The sequence below is a fragment of the Brevibacterium sp. JSBI002 genome (assembly GCF_026013965.1).
In the GTDB taxonomy this organism is placed as follows: Bacteria; Actinomycetota; Actinomycetes; order Actinomycetales; family Brevibacteriaceae; genus Brevibacterium.
The window spans coordinates 1,319,139-1,335,258 of the sequence record NZ_CP110341.1; the positions used below are offsets into that span (position 1 = coordinate 1,319,139).

Consider the following 16,120-nt stretch of genomic DNA (forward strand, 5'->3'; position numbering starts at 1 on the left):
ACCTGGTCAAGGCTGCACGGTGCCGTCCGGTCTGTATCGAACGGGCGCCGCGGATTCCCCAGACGGGAGTCTGCGGCGCCCGTTCTTCTGTCTGTGAAGAATCGCACACGCGACGAATCCGACATGCGCGGCGCGGATGTGCCGGAATCGATGGTTCTCACGCGACACAATAGGTGAACACAGTGGACTCTGAAGTGTCTTTGGCACAGTTGTCTGCTGTGGACACCCGATGGGGCGATGCGACCTGTGCGTGGCCACCCGCGGATGTCGATGCCGGAAGCAGTCCGTGAGCAGAGCCCGAAGCGAAGGGAAGTCAGTGGCCGAGACGAGATATGTGGACCCGATCCGCCACCCGTCGTATGCTTCGCAGCCGACGCGTGATGTGCGGGCGTGGCTTCTGCTGCTCGTCACGGCTCTCGTGCCCGGGGGAGTGCAGCTGCTCTTCGGCCACCGCCGCTGGGCGAAGATCTCTCTGTCGATCACCGCCATCAGCTGGATCCTGGCTCTGATCGCCGGTGTGATCGTCCTCATCAGCCGGACGTTCCTCTTCACCATCGGCACGAATCCCTTCATCCTCACCTTTCTGACCATCTGGGTGCCCGTCATCGCGATCAACTGGGCGGTGTGCCTGTTCGACACCCTGCGCCGCATCCGGATCGTCACGATCTCCCGAAGGGCCCGCAAACGCTTCGTGGCGGCCTTCTGTGCCCTCCTGCTCATCGTCGTGGGCCCCTTGGCCTGGGGGACGACGATTCTCAACTCGCAGCGCGGACTGATGAGCGACCTGTTCGCCTCAGGCAAGGCACTCAAACCCGTCGACGGCCGATACAACATCCTGCTGCTGGGTTCGGACGCCGGAAAAGGGCGGACGGGAATCCGACCGGACTCGCTGTCGCTGGTCTCGATCGATGCGAAGACCGGCAAATCCGTCATCATCGGCCTGCCTCGAAATATGGAGAACGTGCCGTTCCCGGACGACTCTCCGCTGCACAAGCACTACCCGCAGGGATACAACTGCGGTGACGAATGTCTGCTCAACGCTGTATTCCAGCAGGGCGAGCAGCACAAGGACGAGTTCGAGGACCCGAAGACGGCCGGCGAGCAGGCGACGATGGATGCGGTCTCGGGTGCCACCGGACTCGAGGTCCAGTACTACGCGATGATCAACCTCAAGGGATTCGAGAACCTCATCGACTCCCTCGGCGGAATCACGCTCGTCTCCGGCAAGCGAGTGCCGATCTCGTCGAAGGTCGATCCGAACACGGGCAAGCACGGGCCGGTCAAGGGATGGATCGAACCGGGCAAACAGAAGCTCGACGGCTTCCATGCGCTGTGGTTCGCCCGCTCCCGAGAGTTCTCCAGCGACTACGAGCGGATGGTCCGCCAGCGCTGCGTGCAGACGGCGATGGTCAAACAGCTCGACCCGGCCACCGTGCTCACCCGCTACCAGTCGATTGCTAAAGCCACTCCGGGGGCCGTGTCGACTGATATCCCCTCGTCTCAGGTGGACTCGTTCGTCGACCTCGCGCTCAAGGTGAAGTCGCAGAAGATCGAGTCCGTCGACCTCACCCCGCCGCGTATCACTCCGTCACAGCCCGACTTCGATGTGGCACATCAGCTGGTAGCCGATAAGATCGATGAGTCGTCGAAGTCCTCCGAAGAGGACAAAGGCGCGTTCTCGGTTCCCGGAAGCGACCTGTCAGCCGCTGCCGGAGTCGATGCGGGACTCGATCCGAACCCCGGTTCAGGGCCGCAGCTGCTGGCACAGGGTGCCGGCGACACCGCTGCTGACAACGGCGAAGAAGCCGACGCAAAGGCGATCTGCTACGTGCCGTGAGGCGCTGCAGTGGGGTCGGTCGTGATGAGGCCAATGACCGAATCGGTCGATCCCATGACGATTCCGGGAAAATCTTTTGCTCGGTGTGTCCCTTGCCAATACTGGGAACCACACTCGTGTAATTAGAATATTCTGCTCTGTGGCTAGTCTGACACGCCGAAAATGTGTAACAATTTTGAGATGTTGGGGTTGCCCACCGTTCTGCCAACGGTGAAGGGGACCTCGAGGCCTGAACTTCCCTGTCTTCCTCGAAAAGGCTGTAACGATGAAATATCTATTGCCCACTGTTGCGGGCTGCGCTTCTATTGCGCTGGTCGGCACCTTAGCGGTCACGGCACCGTCGGCTTCCGCAGCCACGACGTCTCCTGATGTGTCCAAAGAGGCGCTGAACGTCAGCAAAGAGGGACTCAACGTCCCCGGTGCCCGCGATTCCAGTGATTCCACCGCCACTGCCGCCAACCAGAGCGCCACGAGCAATCTGCCGAATATCTTCAAGTCGCAGACTGCCCTGGCCTCGGCCAAGGTGCCCGATATCGTCAACGCTTCGGCATCGGCATCTGCGGCTTCGGTCAACAACGTCTCCGCCGGACTGACCTCCGGAGCCGACGAGGCCGCGCCGTCCGAGGGTTCGGCTCCGTCTGAGACCGAGCAGACTCCTGCCGAGGGCGCAGAGACCGAGACCCCGAAGTCCGAGGACGAGGACGCGAAGGATTCGTCCGACGAATCGAAGGCCGAGGGCGAAGACGACATTTCCGGTTCGGTCCGTCAGAAGACCGAAGACGGAGTGAACATCGCGCTCATCTCCGATGTCCTCGACGTTCCCGCGAACAACCCGAGCCTGGTCGGCTTCACCTTCTCCGAGTCGAAGTCCAATATCCGCATCCAGGTCCGCACCAAGCAGGGTTCGGAATGGGGCAATTGGGACACCCTGGACGAAGAGCAGCAGGAAGAAGCCCAGAACAAGGGTTCGGAACCGATGACGGTGTCGAACGCTTCCGCTGTGCAGATGCGCATCCTCGGTGACTCCGCACCGAGCGAGGCCGAACTCGTCCTCGTCGATCCGAAGCGGGACGCCGGCGACGCTCAGGCCGTCGCCGAGAACGATCCCGTCGAGCTCGACGATCAGGTCAGCGGCGACTCCGCCGGTGCTGAAACCGCGCCGGATCAGTCGACCGAGGACTCGACCGACGCCGAGGCGGCATCCGCAGAGAACGTCGACGCGGCCGCCGGTGCGACGGTGACCAACCAGAACTACGTACCCGGATCGTCGTCGGTGGACACCGTGGCGAAGAAGGTGTCGAAGCCGAAGATCGGCTCGCGCAGCTCGTGGGGTGCCAAGGCCTACCGCGGCAGCCCCGACTACGCCAGCGGCATCAAACAGGCCGTGGTCCACCACACCTCCGGCTCGAACAGCTACTCGGCCGCCGACGTTCCCGGAATCATCCGCGGTATCCAGGCCTACCACCAGCAGGGCCGCGGCTGGAACGACATCGGATACACGTCGTGGCAGACAAGTACGGCCGCCTCTGGCACGCCCGCGGCGGTGACGTCGAGAAGGCCGTCATCGGCGCTCACGTCGCCGGACACAACACCGGAACCTTCGGCATCTCCGTGCTGGGTACCTACAACAGCGCGGCCCCGCCGAAGAAGACACGCGATGCCGTCGCCTCGGCGATCGCCTGGAAGTTCTCGATCAACGGAATCTCCAAAGCGACGAAGTCGAACCTGGTCGGCCACCGCGATCTGGGACAGACCGACTGCCCGGGTGACGCCTTCTACGCCAAGCTGGGTGAGATGCGTTCGACGGTCAATTCGATCCTGAAGACCGGCGAACAGCCCAGCGACAGCAAGGACGACGACAAGTCCAAGGACGACGACAAGTCCAAGGACGACAACAAGAAGACCGAGAAGCCGAAGGCGAAGACCTCGATCGAGAAGTACGCCGAGAAGAACAAGCTCGGCAAGGCTCTCGGCAAGGAATACGACGTCAAGGGCGTTTCTGGCGCCAAGGCACAGAAGTTCGAGAAGGGCACTGTCTACTGGTCCAAGAAGACCGGTGCCTACCACCTGTCCGGAGCGATCGCTTCGGCGTACAAGGGCAATGCAGTCACCGACTTGGGGCTGCCCACCTCTGCGGAGAAGGGCGGCCTCAAGGGCGGGGGCGTCGCACAGCGCTTCGAAAAGGGCTCGTTCTACTGGTCGAAGAGCACCGGCGCCCACTACACCTCCGGCACCATCATGAAGTACTGGGGTGACAAGGGGACCGTCAAGGGTCACCTCGGTTACCCCAAGTCGGACGTGGTCTACAAGAAGGGCCGCGGTGAGCAGCTCTTCGAAGGCGCACGTCTGGTCTGGGCCGAAGGCTACGGAACCACCGAGTTCTCTCCCAAGGGTTCGATCGCCGGCGGAGTCAGCGACGACAATGCTCCGGGCGGCACGACGCCGCCGGGAGACGATTCCACCGATGACAAGTCGCCTGCAGACTCCGGGGAAGGTTCTGCAGACGACAAGGACTCGAAGGACGATAAGTCCAAGGATGATTCCAAGAAGGACGATAAGTCCAAGGATGATTCCAAGAAGGACGATAAGTCCAAGGACGATTCCAAGAAGGACGACAAGTCCAAGGACGATTCCAAGAAGGACGACAAGTCCAAGGACGACAAGAAGAAGGACGACGATAAGAAGAAGGACAAGCCGTCCAAGGCCGAGAAGATCGCGGCCCAGCGTGCGTCCATCATCAAGGATGCGAAGGCCAACCTCGGCGTCAAGTACGTCTGGGGCGGCACCTCGCCGAAGTCCGGCTGGGACTGCTCGGGTTACACCCAGTACGTCTATGGCAAGAACGGCATCAAGCTGCCGCGCACGACCAGTCAGCAGCGTTACGCCGGCAAGGAGATCTCGCTCAAGGACGCCAAGGCCGGCGACCTGATCTGGATCCCCGGTCATATCGGAATCATCTCCGAGACCAAGGGCCAGATGTACGATGCCGGCTCGACGCGGACGAACACCACGAAGCGCAGTTACAGCTGGATGCTGAACCGTGGAGCCAAGGTCATCCGCGTAGTCGGCTGACACCAGGCCAGGCATCGAAGACAGGGCGTACAGCGCCTGCCGGCCAGTGCCCCGAGGGCGATCCCAGTGTGGATCTCCCTCGGGGCACTGTCTGGTTTCCCGGACGATTCCGGAGGTGGCAGAGACCGGGCCATATGTATCTGCGCAGGTGACACGCGGTGAATAGATTGTGACTTCGGCTGAACAGTCAGTGAAGTGCCGATCCCGGCCACGACAGCCGGGCTAGGCTGGACTGAGCACAACCGAAGAACACCGGATGTGAATCCGACTCGATCCTGTCAAAAGGGGGCCCGCAGTGCATCGTCTGCACAATACGGTCAAGAAGTTCGAATGGGGCAGCACCGACGCGATTCCCGCGATCCTCGGCACAGTCCCGGACGGCACCCCCTGCGCGGAACTCTGGCTCGGAGCCCACCCGGTCAGCCCCTCTCGACTCGACGTCGGGCACACGCCGTCCCAGGCTCCGCTGGAACGGCAGAACCGCCTCGGCGGGCAGCAGACGACGGGCGGCGTGGCGACCGAGACCGAGCCTCGGCTCGGACCCAACCTCATCGAGTACTTGGCGGGGGACCCTGAAGGTCTGCTCGGCCATGACTCCCTCGACTCCTTCGGCGCGCGACTGCCGTTCCTGCTCAAGGTGCTCTCGGCGAGCAAGGCTCTGTCGATCCAGGTGCACCCGAATCGCGAACAGGCCCGGGCCGGATTCGCCGCCGAGGAAGCGGCCGGACCGGCACTGGACGCTCCCGACCGGAACTTCAAGGACGCCTCGGCGAAACCGGAGCTCATCTACGCACTCACCGACTTTCACGCGCTCACGGGATTCCGCCCGCGCAAGGCCGTGCGGGCCACGTTCGAGCGGATGCTCTCCCAGCCGCTGACTCCGCCGTCCTTGGACGTGCTCGGAGCGATCATCGCAGCGCTGAAGTCCTTCAGCGAATCCAAGGCGCTGTCTCGCGCCGTCGAAATCATCCTCAGTGATCCGCGGACGCCCGGGCTCGTCGACGAGGTCGCCGCCCACGGTATCGACGAATTGCCGGTCGGACACATCAGCCGGTCAGGCAGCGCGGTCGACCCGGCGCAGACATTCTGCGAACTCGTCACCGACTATCCCCATGACCCTGGCGCGCTGGTCGGTCTCATGCTCAACCGAGTTCACCTGCAGCCGGGAGAAGCGCTGACCATGGACGCCGGAGTGCTTCATGCCTACCTCTTCGGCACCGGCATCGAGATCATGGCCTCGAGCGACAACGTCGTGCGCGGCGGGCTGACCTCGAAGCACGTCGACATCGAACAGCTGTCGAAGATCACGGACTTCCACGCCGGTGCACCCCGGATGGTCGAACCCGATCACTCGGGAATGCTGCTGGGACCCACCGATGACTTCGCTCTGCAGGCACTGCGGTGCCCGCGCACGACGACGGTGGAACGGCGCGGTGCGGCGATCGTGCTGTGCACCGCGGGAACTGTCACACTCAGCTCGCTCGGCTCGACGCTCACCCTCGAACGTGGGCAGAGCGCCTTCATCGCGGCCAACGAACCGACGGTGACGGCCGATGGCCACGGCGATGTGTTCGTAGCGACCACCGGACTGAATTCCGGAGCTGCCGGCCGCTGAGCGCGCGCTGTCCGCCACCACCGTCGGCTGAGCTCGTCTGCTCAACTCGCCCCAGCGAATGCTTACTCACCCCTGCTGATCGGTGTGCAGGGCCCCTGCAGAATTGTTGGGTCGATCCGCGGTGATTTCTTCAACGTAACCACCGTGGATCGACCCAACAATCTGCGTTTCCTACGGTGTCGAGCAACGTCCGACGGTCCTGACGGACAAATCCGGTGTTCGGCGGCGGTCGATGCCAGCGCGTGGGTGGTCAAGACTGCGATGCGCCGGCGGCAGAACACAGAACAGTGGTCACGTTCGGATATCTCTGTGCGATCAGAGCATCCGAACGTGACCACTGTTCGACCACCAAGTGCCCTCGTTCGGCCACTACACGCGTGAGGCCTGGGCCGGTCACTCGGAACTCAGGCGGCGACCTCGATGGTGGGGACGTCGGCGGGGACGATCACCTCGGCGCCGGTCTTCTCCTTGACTTCGTCGACGGTCACGCCCGGAGCGAGTTCGACGAGGGTGAACGAATCACCGCTGACGTCGAGCACGGCGATATCGGTGATGATGCGCTCGACGACGCCCTTTCCGGTCAGCGGCAGCTCGCACGACTTCAGCAGCTTGTGCGAGCCGTCCTTGGCGACATGGTCCATGATGACGATGACGCGCTGGGCACCGTGCACGAGGTCCATCGCGCCGCCCATGCCCTTGACCATCTTGCCCGGGATCATCCAGTTCGCGATGTCGCCGTTCGTGGCCACCTGCATGGCGCCGAGGATGGCGGCGTTGATCTTGCCGCCGCGGATCATCCCGAAGCTCGCCGCCGAATCGAAGTACGCAGCGCCCGGGTTCATCGTGACGATCTCCTTGCCCGCGTTGATGAGGTCGGGGTCGATCTCATCCTCCGTCGGGTACGGGCCGACGCCGAGCAGGCCGTTCTCTGACTGGAGCACGAGGTGGACACCCTCGGGCAGGAAGTTCGGCACCAGCGTCGGCATGCCGATGCCGAGGTTGACGTAGCTGCCGTCTTCGAGTTCCTGGGCGGCACGGGCCGCCATCTGATTGCGTGTCAATGACATTTCTGTGTCTCCTCAGGCTTCTCGTACGGTGCGCTTCTCGATGGGCTTGTCCGCCACCTGTTCGGGCGTCAGCGGCACCACGCGGTGGACGAAGACGCCAGGCACGTGGACCATGTCCGGATCGATCTCGCCGGGTTCGACGAGCTTTTCGACCTCGGCGATAGTGATGCGAGCCGACTGTGCGGCCGGGGGATTGAAGTTCCGTGCCGAGGAGTGGAAGACGAGGTTGCCGTGCCGGTCACCGATGGCGGCGCGCACAAGTGCGTAGTCGGGAGCCAGGGACTTCTCGAGGACGTATTCCTTCTCTTCTCCGAAGGTGTCGAAGACCTTCGTCTCCTTGGCCGGAGATTCCTTGACGACGTTGCCGTCAGAGTCGTACTTCCAGGGCATGCCGCCCTCGGCGACCTGCGTCCCAGCGCCCGTGATGGTGTAGAAGCCGGGGATGCCGGCGCCTCCTGCGCGCAGCTTCTCCGCCAGGGTGCCCTGCGGAGTGAGTTCGACCTCGAGCTCACCGGAGAGGTACTGACGGGCGAATTCCTTGTTCTCGCCGACATACGAGGCGATGATGCGGCGGAGTCGTCCGTCGGCGAGCAGAATACCCAGTCCGCGGCCGTCGACGCCGGCGTTGTTGGAGATCACCTCGAGGTCTTTGGCTCCCTGGTCCTGGAGGGCCCGAATGAGGAATTCGGGCACGCCCACGACACCGAAGCCGCCCACGGCGATCGATGATCCATCTGCAATGTCGGCCACCGCTGCTGCGGGGGTATCAACTACTTTGTCCATGTGCCCAGTGTGCCATGGACCACTCCCAGCCCGGCGGCCAGGTCCGTGATGCGAGCATCGTCGACTCTGCTGGTGAGCAGGACCTCACCACCGCCGAGGAGGTGCTGCAGAAAGCGCGGCCACTCGCCCGGCAACGGGGTCGAGTTCGAGGCGAGCAGCCCCTGCGGACGGGCTGCGTCGGTCGACTCGGAATTCGTCCAGTCGATGACCTGACCGCCCACTTCGAGGACTCCCGAAGCGTCGAGGCGGCGCGCAGCGACATCGGGGTAGGCGCGGATGGCGGAATTGACGTCGATGAAGTCGGCATCGACCGGGGTGCTCAGCGCCAGGGCCGGGGGATTGAAGACGAAGACCTCGTCGGCATCGGCCACCTGGTCATCATCCTCGTGGCCGAAGGGAACGAGGGCCATGAAGTCCCCGTCCGGTGCCTCGTTCGCGATGACGACGCGGCCCCCGGCCAGCAGGACACTGAGGACAGCGACGAGTTCGCGCCAGTGCAGCCCCTCCGGCAGAGGAGCGAAGAGAGTGAAGTCCGGTCCGAGGTCGTAGTCGCCGAAGAGGCCGACTCCCTTATTCACCCAGTTCGAGACGACCGGGCCGGTGAGGTCGAGGCGATCGAAATCGGGTCCGCGCCAGATGAGGACGGGCCCGCCGGTGCGCGCGATGACTGAGAGATCCATATCCGCTTCCATTATTGAGTTCCGAATGCAGCCTGTCGGGAGGGTCGGGAGGGTCAGTGAACGATGAGGCCGATGTCGATCGTCACCCGCGGGGGAAGGCCCCGAGCTCACCATCGACCCAGTGATAGCGCGTGGAGGCGCTGAGGTCCTCGGCGAAGAGGGCTGTATGGAGGCGTTCGACGAGAGATCCGAGTCCGACCATCGCCTCGAGCAGGGGCGGGCCGCCCGATTGGGCGGTCGCCGGCGAGTCAGAGGGGCTGAGCGTGATCCGCGATCCCGACCCCTCGATCCGCATCCGCCACGCGCCATGGCCGGGAGTCCGCGACTGCCCGGCGCGGACGACGCGGATCGCTCGAGACACCCTTTCGAGGATGTCGTCGCTGTCGTCGCCGGCAGGGGCGCTGCCGGGCAGGTCGGTGACTCCCAGACCGCGCTGAATGGCTTCGACATGGCCGTGTCGGAACCAGTCCTCGCCGAGGTCGCGGGAGAGTGCACGGGCGCCTTCGTCGCCATTGTCGAGGTATCCGCCGGCTCCGCGGACCAACGCCATGGGCAGTCCGCGGGAGGAGCCCTTGACCAAGTCGGCGGCCGCTGCGATCTCATCGGCGATCGCGCGTACGGTCACCGTCTGGACGCGCCCGTCGTCGTCGGGGCGACCGCGCTGGTCGTCGAGGCCGGAGAACCCGGACAGGCCGATGGCGATATCGCCGACCCCGACCCGCCAAGGCCGGGAACTCGTATCCGAGATGACCAGACCGATGCGCACCTCGAAGGCCTGCTCGACTCGTCGACGCAGGCCGTCGGCGGACCGGTCGCTGTCGAGTGGGTGGAGGATGACGGCACCGCCGGAGTTCGACTGGTCGAGGCCCGCTGCGGCCTGGACGGTGCCTGCAGGGGTGCGCACGATCTGGACGGTGGTGCCGGAGCGATAGGAGCGTTCAGCGACCAAGTGGGTGCCGGTCTCCACGACGAGTTCCTCGAACTCGGCGCGATCTGAGACCGTGCGCAGGCGTCCCTCGGCCTTGGAGACGACTTTCGAGGCGACGACGAGGATATCGCCGTCCTTGAGGTCGATGCGGTTGCGCCGGAGGGCGTTGATGAGGATCGCGGAGAGGTCGGAGCCCGACGCGATCTCTTCCTCGACGGGAGGCGCGTAGACGGTGAGCAGACGGTCATTCATGCCGGGCCACCGGTGATTCCACTCTCATCTCTCCATAATCCCATTGTGGGTGCCCACTTTCTAAATTCTCCAGGTTTGCTCAGGCGAATCCCACAGGTTGTGCCTTATGACCGGGCCGTGACCTACATATGGGGTACCGGGCGCGTGTGCATGTGAACGCATGTTCGAATAGCGTCTCACGGGGTGTCTCGATACTCCATAAGGGCTTGACGGGGCGGTAATGACACGCGTGTAATTTATACCTAAGGGGAACGCGCCGAGCAGGGATCCTTCAGGATTCGACCGGACATCGGACTGATCGCCTCAGTCACGGTACTGGACCTGCTCGAGCGTGAGAAAGGGGAAAACCGTGCAAAGTGCACAGAGAGAATGGCGGGAGAGAGAAGACTTCACCGCCGCACCGGGAGTCACCTCCCGCCGTGCCGAAGACTGGTTCATCGAGCCGGGAGCACGTACACCCGAGACGTTGCCGGATCCGCTCGCCGTCGATCCGAGTGATCTGACGCCGTTGCCGCCGGACAACTCCGCCGTCTCTCCGCTGTCCCTGCTGTTGGGAGCCGCAGACGACGGCGAACTGTCCTGGCAGGACCAGGCCCTCTGCGCTCAGACCGACCCCGAGGCGTTCTTCCCGGAGAAGGGCGGATCGACTCGTGAAGCCAAGCGGGTCTGCGCCTCCTGCGACGTCCGTTCCGATTGCCTCGAATATGCTCTCGCCAACGATGAGCGCTTCGGCATCTGGGGCGGAATGTCCGAACGCGAACGCCGCCGGCTCAAGAAAAAGGTCGTGTGAGTCAAGCCGTCACTATCGTCGTCGTCTCCGGCGACGATGCCAGCAAGGTCGAGCTCGAAACAGCTCTGCGTCCGCACTACCCCGAGATCCCCGTGGTGGATCTCGGGGGGCGGACGGTCCGCGAAGCCGGTGAGATGCCGGAGATCGCGGAATCGGATTTCCTGTGGTTCCTCACCCCTGACTCCCGTCCCGAACCAGACTGCCTCGATGAGCTGCTCGACGCCATCGGGGAGACGGAATCCATCGCCGCCGTCGGACCGAAGCTCATGTGCTCCGGCCGCATCGTCTCCGCCGGAGTGAGCACCACCTCGGCAGGGGAGCGTTTCAACCCCGTCGGCCCCGGGGAGATCGACCAGGGCCAGCGCGACAGTCAGATCGAAACACTGGGTCTCGACCTGCCGGGCCTGCTCATAGCCACCACCGAACTCGAGCGCATCGGGGCACCGTCCCGAGTTCTCGGCCCCGCCTATTCCGGTCTCGAATACTCCCGTCGTCTGCGCGACCTCGGCGCCCGCGTGCTGCTGGCCCCGCGTGCGCGGATGGAGATCTCGGCTGCGTCCGCTGCCCGACTCGGCTCGTCGCCCCACCCACCGAGGTCGAACACTCAGATCCGGACTGAGCAGCGCTACCGCCTCAGCCTCGCCGGTCAGGGGCTGGTCTCACTGTTCTGCCTTCTGGCGCTCGGCCACCTCGGCCGCATCTTCGGCGGGCTGCTGTCGAATAACTACCGACCTGTCGGGTGGCACTTCGGTGCGCTCATCGGTCTTCCCGCAGATGTGTCGACCACCGCCCCGCTGAGACGCGCCAACGCCCGTCGCAACCGTGTGGCCAGACGCTCGAACACCGGACATGTCGCCGCGCTCTACGCCGATGACGAAGAACTCGCCGTTCAACGCCGGACGATGAGCGGTGAGAGCGATGACTCTCGCCCGGCCGAGGTTCCCACCGGCGGTCTCGATGCCGATGCCGAACTCAACCCGGTCGGCGACACTGAAGAGGCCATCGACTCCTTCTCCCGTCTGGAGATCTCCGGCGGGTCCAGTCTGCTGCGCGCACCCCTGACCTATGTGATCCTCGCCGCCGTGTTGATGAGCGGGGTCATCAGCTTCCGACTCTTCGGCCCCGGCCACCTCGACGGCGGCGCCCTGGGTTCGACCGATATCGGCTTCGGTGAGATCGTCGACCGTCTCCTCGGGCGTCACCTCGACGTTTCGACCGGTGCGGCGGTGCCGGCCGACCCCTACCACCTCGTCCTCGGCGTGCTCTCCCTCCTCTTCTTCGGCCATGTCGATGTCATGGTCCGCTCCCTGCTGTTGGTCGCGCCGATCCTGGCTGCCATGACCGCGTACGCGGGCGCGGGTAGTGTGCTGGCGCGGCGGTGGGTGCGCGGCTTCGCCGCACTGCTGTGGATCGCGTCTCCGCTGTTCACGGCCGCGCTGTCGGACGGCCGCCTCGGTGTGATCCTCGTCTGGATCTGTGCGCCGCTGGCGGTGCTGACTCTGCGCCGCAGCCTGACGACCGGATCGATCGCCGCGGCAGCCGGCACCGGTCTGCTGCTGTTCGTCATCACCGCAGGCATTCCACTGCTCCTGCTCGTCATGGTCCTCGGCACCGCGGTGCTTCTGGCGGCGGGTCGCGGTCTGCGCCATCTGTGGCTGCTCGCCCCGACCGTGTTCCTGGGCTGGGCGTGGCTGTGGGCAGTCGTCCGCGAGCCGGGAACTCTTCTCACGATGCCCGGGCAGACCACGGCCACCGAATCCGCCCCGACCTATCTGCTCGCCGTCGGGTTTCCCGCTCCGCTCGACATGTCCTGGCTGACGAAGCTGATCTCAGATCTCGGCTTCGGCGGGGTCTCTGCCGGCACCCTCGAGCTCTGGGCTCCGGTCCTGATGCTGCCGATGCTCATCCTGGCCTTCTTCACCCTCATCGAGGCCCGGCTCGAACTCTCCCGCCTGACCTGGGCGGTCGGACTCTACGTCGGCGGTCTCATCCTCGCCGCGATCCAGGTGCATCTGCCCGCGGAGACGGGACCGTTCCACCTCATCGCCTCATACCCCGCAGCGGGACTGACTCTGGTCAGCCTGGGGTCGATCCTGCTGCTGTCCCTCGGCGCCGACCGCACCGTCGGTCGCCGCCCCGGGCGCAGCCGAGACACCGGTTCGTCCTCTGCGAAGAGTGCGGCCAAGGGAGCCTCCGCGGCATCCGGCCGGCTGCCGATGCGCGGCCTTGTCGGACTCGTGACCGCAGCGGCCATCGGGCTCATCGCCATCGGCGCCGGACGGGCCGTATCCTCGCCCGAAGCGGTCACCGCGACCTCCGACAGCAACGTCCCCGCACTGGCCGCTGACCGCGCCGCGGGGGAGACCCGAGCGCGCACCCTCCGCCTGGACAATGTCGACGGAGAAGTTCTGGCCACCCTCATCGCCTCCGCCGACGGCACGGTGCTGGGCACATCGACGGTGACCTCGGCAGAAACCGTGGGAGGGCGGCCGTGGCAGCGCCGCCCGCTGCCGATCACCCCCGACCAGGTGCTCGTGGCTCAGGCTGCGTCCGCGCTCTCAGCCGATGACGCCGGTGACCTCGGCAGCATCCTCGGCGAACTCGGAGTCGATTTCGTCCTCGTCGGCCCCGATGCCGGCAGCCTGACCAACTCGGTAGCCGTCTCCGAAGGCCTCCTGCCGGTCGGACCCACCTCGTCCGGACAGCTGTGGCGCGTCGACAAACCCTACAGCGGCCGATTCCTCATCCGCGACGCCGAAGGGAAGGTGTCAACGGCGGTGATGAAAGGCACCACCGCAACGGTGCCGGCCGGTCAGGAAGGGCGCATCTTGACCATCGCCGATGCAGCGCACGGCATCACCGCGAGCATCGACGGTGAGCCGCTGCCGCAGCCGAAACCCGGCGAAAAGGCATGGGCAAGCGAATTCGACCTCCCCGCAGCCGGAGGAACGGTCGAGATCTCGCTGAACTCACCCCTCTACCCGATCGGCGTCATCGCCGGATGGGTGCTCGGACTGCTCAGCCTCATCGTCGCCATCCCCTTCGGCCGGGCGGGGAATGTGACGCGGAAGACCGGCCGTGAGGAGCAGCAGGCATGAAGCACCAGCGCAGCATCGTCACCTTCACGGCCATCGCCGTGCCCGGGGTGCTCGTGGCCATGACCTCGTTCCTCACCCCGCTGACCCCCGGCACGCTGGACCGCAGTCCGGAACAGGTGCGCATGCCCACCGCGGACACCCGCGTCGTCTGTCCCGGCCCCCTGCTCACAGCAGGAGAAGCCGAGGGTACCGACGCCGAATTCGTCGACGATTCGAAGGTCTCGACCCGGGTCGTCTCCGCTTCTGCACCGATCGGAGCGGCAGACGGATCGACCTCCTCGGCTCGTCTCCAGGTTGCCGATCTCGGCGGTTCGATCGACTTCGACAATCCCTCCGGCCAGGGTTTCGTCTCCGGAGACGACAGCATCGACTCGACGAAGCTCGTCACCGGTTTCGCCCGCCCCGGGGCTCCGGCCCTGACGACCGGCCTCGAAACCGTCGAAGGCAGCTCCGGTGACCTCACGGGCCTCGCCACCCTCACCTGCTCCCAGGCATCGAGCAGCTTCCGGATCGTCGCCGGATCCGGAGCCACCGGCTCGAACTCGCAGCTGCTGCTGAGCAACCCGGGAGACGTTCCCGTCCAGGCGAAGGTTGCGCTCATGACCCCGGGCGGCGAATCCGCCGAACCGACCGAGCTGAGCATCAAGGCCGGTCAGCAGCGTGCCGTCCCGCTGGGCGGTCTGGCTGGAGGGGCAGAGGCCGTTGCCGTCGACGTCACCGTCGACGGCGGGGTCCTGGCCGGTTCCGTCCAGGAGACCGTCCTCGACGGACTCAAGCCGCAGGGCATCGACCTCGCGGCCGGTGGGGCAGGGGCCGATCGCCAGCAGGTGCTCACCGGGCTCAGCGGCAAGGATGTGCGAGTCCGGGTCGCGAACCCGAGCAGCGACCTCGCCGAGGTGTCACTGAAGGCGTACGGGCCGGACGGAGAGATCGACATTCCCCGTTCCTCGATGACCGTTGTCGGCCGCGGTGTCGCCGAGGCCGATCTCGGGGATCTCGACGCCACGAGCCTCGTCGTCGAATCCTCTCAGCGCGTCCAGGCCGGAGCCTTCATTCGCAAAGACGGTGGGAAGGGAGCCTCCGACTTCGGCAGCATCCCGTCGACCGACTCCCTCGCAGAGACCCAGATTCTGGCGCTTCCTCGCACCGGCGAGTCCTCCCTGAACCTCTCTCCCGGTCAGGGACATGTGCAGGTGCAGGGAATGCTCGACGACGGAACGCTGACCGATCCTCAATCGATCGACCTCAACCCGACGGGAACCACCGTGCTCAATCCGAGCGACGTCTCCGAGGAGTCGGTGCGCGCACTCGTCCTCAAGGGATCCCAAGCCTCGGGCTCACAGGCCGATGGGGTGCATGCGACACTCGTCGTGACCACCGAGGACGGAATCTCCACGGTCGTCCCCGCGCCTGCCCCGGCAGGCGTGGCCTACCGGGATATCCGGCTCGGCTGAGGTCCCGTGCTCGGAGTACACGTGAACGGGAGTCCCTCGAACCGAGCACCTGTGAGCTGAGCTTCTGCGGTGTTGGCGGAACTCAGCTGGAACAGTCGATCTCAGGTGCGACGGAGGATATCGACCTGGTCCGCGACCACCTCGGCGATGAGTGCATCCCGGGCCTCAGCCCCGGCATGATCTTCGATCACCCGTCGATAGAGGACGATATGGGTGGGACGGTCCCCGGCCGCCGGGAACACGCGGCCGAAGCTCGGTTCGGTCGAACTCGCCGGCGGCACGGAATCGACGGCCAGCACCACCTCGGCGAGGAGAACGGGTTCGTGCCTGCGCACGCGGGCGAATTCGGCGGCCGCGACCTTCGCAAAACTCTCCGCCCGACTCAGCCGTGCGGGCACCTCGGCCCGGTGCAGCGGAGACCGCAGACCCCGCCCATGTCGGTCGCGATGTCGCCTTGGTCTCATAGCACTTCATTCTACGGGCGCGCCGCCGTGCCTGAGCGAATCGGCGGGGCGCGGCGTGTAGAGTGTAGGACTGTGTCAGC

The 16,120-nt window shown here is 65.2% G+C and carries 11 protein-coding genes; 6 read left to right on the plus strand and 5 right to left on the minus strand.

The window, feature by feature from the left end:
• The first annotated feature begins 316 nt into the window (after positions 1–316).
• From LJ362_RS05925 to manA, 3 genes are all read left to right on the plus strand, one after another.
• Positions 317–1,837 (plus strand): LCP family protein, encoded by a 1,521-nt coding sequence (locus tag LJ362_RS05925; protein WP_264801223.1) that lies wholly within the window; start codon positions 317–319, stop codon positions 1,835–1,837.
• Between the two features lie 1,503 nt (positions 1,838–3,340).
• On the plus strand, positions 3,341–4,909 hold the full coding sequence (locus LJ362_RS05930) for an NlpC/P60 family protein (protein WP_264801225.1): 1,569 nt from the start codon (positions 3,341–3,343) through the stop codon (positions 4,907–4,909).
• A gap of 295 nt (positions 4,910–5,204) precedes the next feature.
• Positions 5,205–6,524 (plus strand): mannose-6-phosphate isomerase, class I, encoded by a 1,320-nt coding sequence (manA, locus tag LJ362_RS05935; protein ID WP_264801226.1) that lies wholly within the window; start codon positions 5,205–5,207, stop codon positions 6,522–6,524.
• Positions 6,525–6,928: 404 nt separating this feature from the next.
• On the opposite strand, the gene LJ362_RS05940 is transcribed toward manA, so the two are convergent.
• From LJ362_RS05940 to LJ362_RS05955, 4 genes are all read right to left on the minus strand, one after another.
• Positions 6,929–7,591 carry a CoA transferase subunit B gene (locus tag LJ362_RS05940; protein WP_264801227.1) on the minus strand — a complete coding sequence of 221 codons (663 nt, stop codon included), beginning with the start codon at positions 7,589–7,591 and terminating at the stop codon, positions 6,929–6,931.
• 12 nt (positions 7,592–7,603) lie between these two features.
• Positions 7,604–8,374 carry a CoA transferase subunit A gene (locus LJ362_RS05945; protein WP_039212669.1) on the minus strand — a complete coding sequence of 257 codons (771 nt, stop codon included), beginning with the start codon at positions 8,372–8,374 and terminating at the stop codon, positions 7,604–7,606.
• Complete coding sequence (locus LJ362_RS05950) at positions 8,362–9,054, minus strand: hypothetical protein (RefSeq protein ID WP_264801228.1); 693 nt, start codon at positions 9,052–9,054, stop codon at positions 8,362–8,364. The genes LJ362_RS05945 and LJ362_RS05950 overlap by 13 nt, the downstream gene beginning before the upstream one ends.
• Before the next feature lie 82 nt (positions 9,055–9,136).
• Positions 9,137–10,234 carry a coenzyme F420-0:L-glutamate ligase gene (locus LJ362_RS05955; protein ID WP_264801229.1) on the minus strand — a complete coding sequence of 366 codons (1,098 nt, stop codon included), beginning with the start codon at positions 10,232–10,234 and terminating at the stop codon, positions 9,137–9,139.
• A gap of 349 nt (positions 10,235–10,583) precedes the next feature.
• On the opposite strand from LJ362_RS05955, the gene LJ362_RS16885 reads away from it, so the two are divergent.
• Genes LJ362_RS16885 through LJ362_RS05970 form a run of 3 tightly spaced genes read left to right on the plus strand, consistent with a single transcriptional unit; the run spans position 10,584 to position 15,576 of the window.
• Entirely contained in the window at positions 10,584–11,024 is a 441-nt protein-coding gene (locus tag LJ362_RS16885; RefSeq protein WP_320109154.1) for a WhiB family transcriptional regulator, read from the plus strand.
• Positions 11,021–14,122, plus strand: coding sequence for a glycosyl transferase (locus tag LJ362_RS05965; protein WP_264801230.1), 3,102 nt, complete (start codon positions 11,021–11,023; stop codon positions 14,120–14,122). Before LJ362_RS16885 ends, LJ362_RS05965 begins: the two co-directional genes overlap by 4 nt.
• Entirely contained in the window at positions 14,119–15,576 is a 1,458-nt protein-coding gene (locus tag LJ362_RS05970; protein WP_264801231.1) for a DUF5719 family protein, read from the plus strand. The genes LJ362_RS05965 and LJ362_RS05970 overlap by 4 nt, the downstream gene beginning before the upstream one ends.
• A 101-nt stretch (positions 15,577–15,677) precedes the next feature.
• Here the strand turns inward: LJ362_RS05970 and LJ362_RS05975 are convergent, their stop codons facing one another.
• Positions 15,678–16,040 carry a metallopeptidase family protein gene (locus tag LJ362_RS05975; protein WP_264801232.1) on the minus strand — a complete coding sequence of 121 codons (363 nt, stop codon included), beginning with the start codon at positions 16,038–16,040 and terminating at the stop codon, positions 15,678–15,680.
• Positions 16,041–16,120 lie beyond the last annotated feature (80 nt).

Coding starts and splice junctions, on each gene's coding strand:
- LJ362_RS05940 (WP_264801227.1), bottom strand. CDS start 7,591: ATGTCATTGACACGCAATCAGATGGCGGCCCGTGCCGCCCAGGAACTC.
- LJ362_RS05945 (WP_039212669.1), bottom strand. CDS start 8,374: ATGGACAAAGTAGTTGATACCCCCGCAGCAGCGGTGGCCGACATTGCA.
- LJ362_RS05950 (WP_264801228.1), bottom strand. CDS start 9,054: ATGGATCTCTCAGTCATCGCGCGCACCGGCGGGCCCGTCCTCATCTGG.
- LJ362_RS05955 (WP_264801229.1), bottom strand. CDS start 10,234: ATGAATGACCGTCTGCTCACCGTCTACGCGCCTCCCGTCGAGGAAGAG.
- LJ362_RS05970 (WP_264801231.1), top strand. CDS start 14,119: ATGAAGCACCAGCGCAGCATCGTCACCTTCACGGCCATCGCCGTGCCC.
- LJ362_RS05975 (WP_264801232.1), bottom strand. CDS start 16,040: ATGAGACCAAGGCGACATCGCGACCGACATGGGCGGGGTCTGCGGTCT.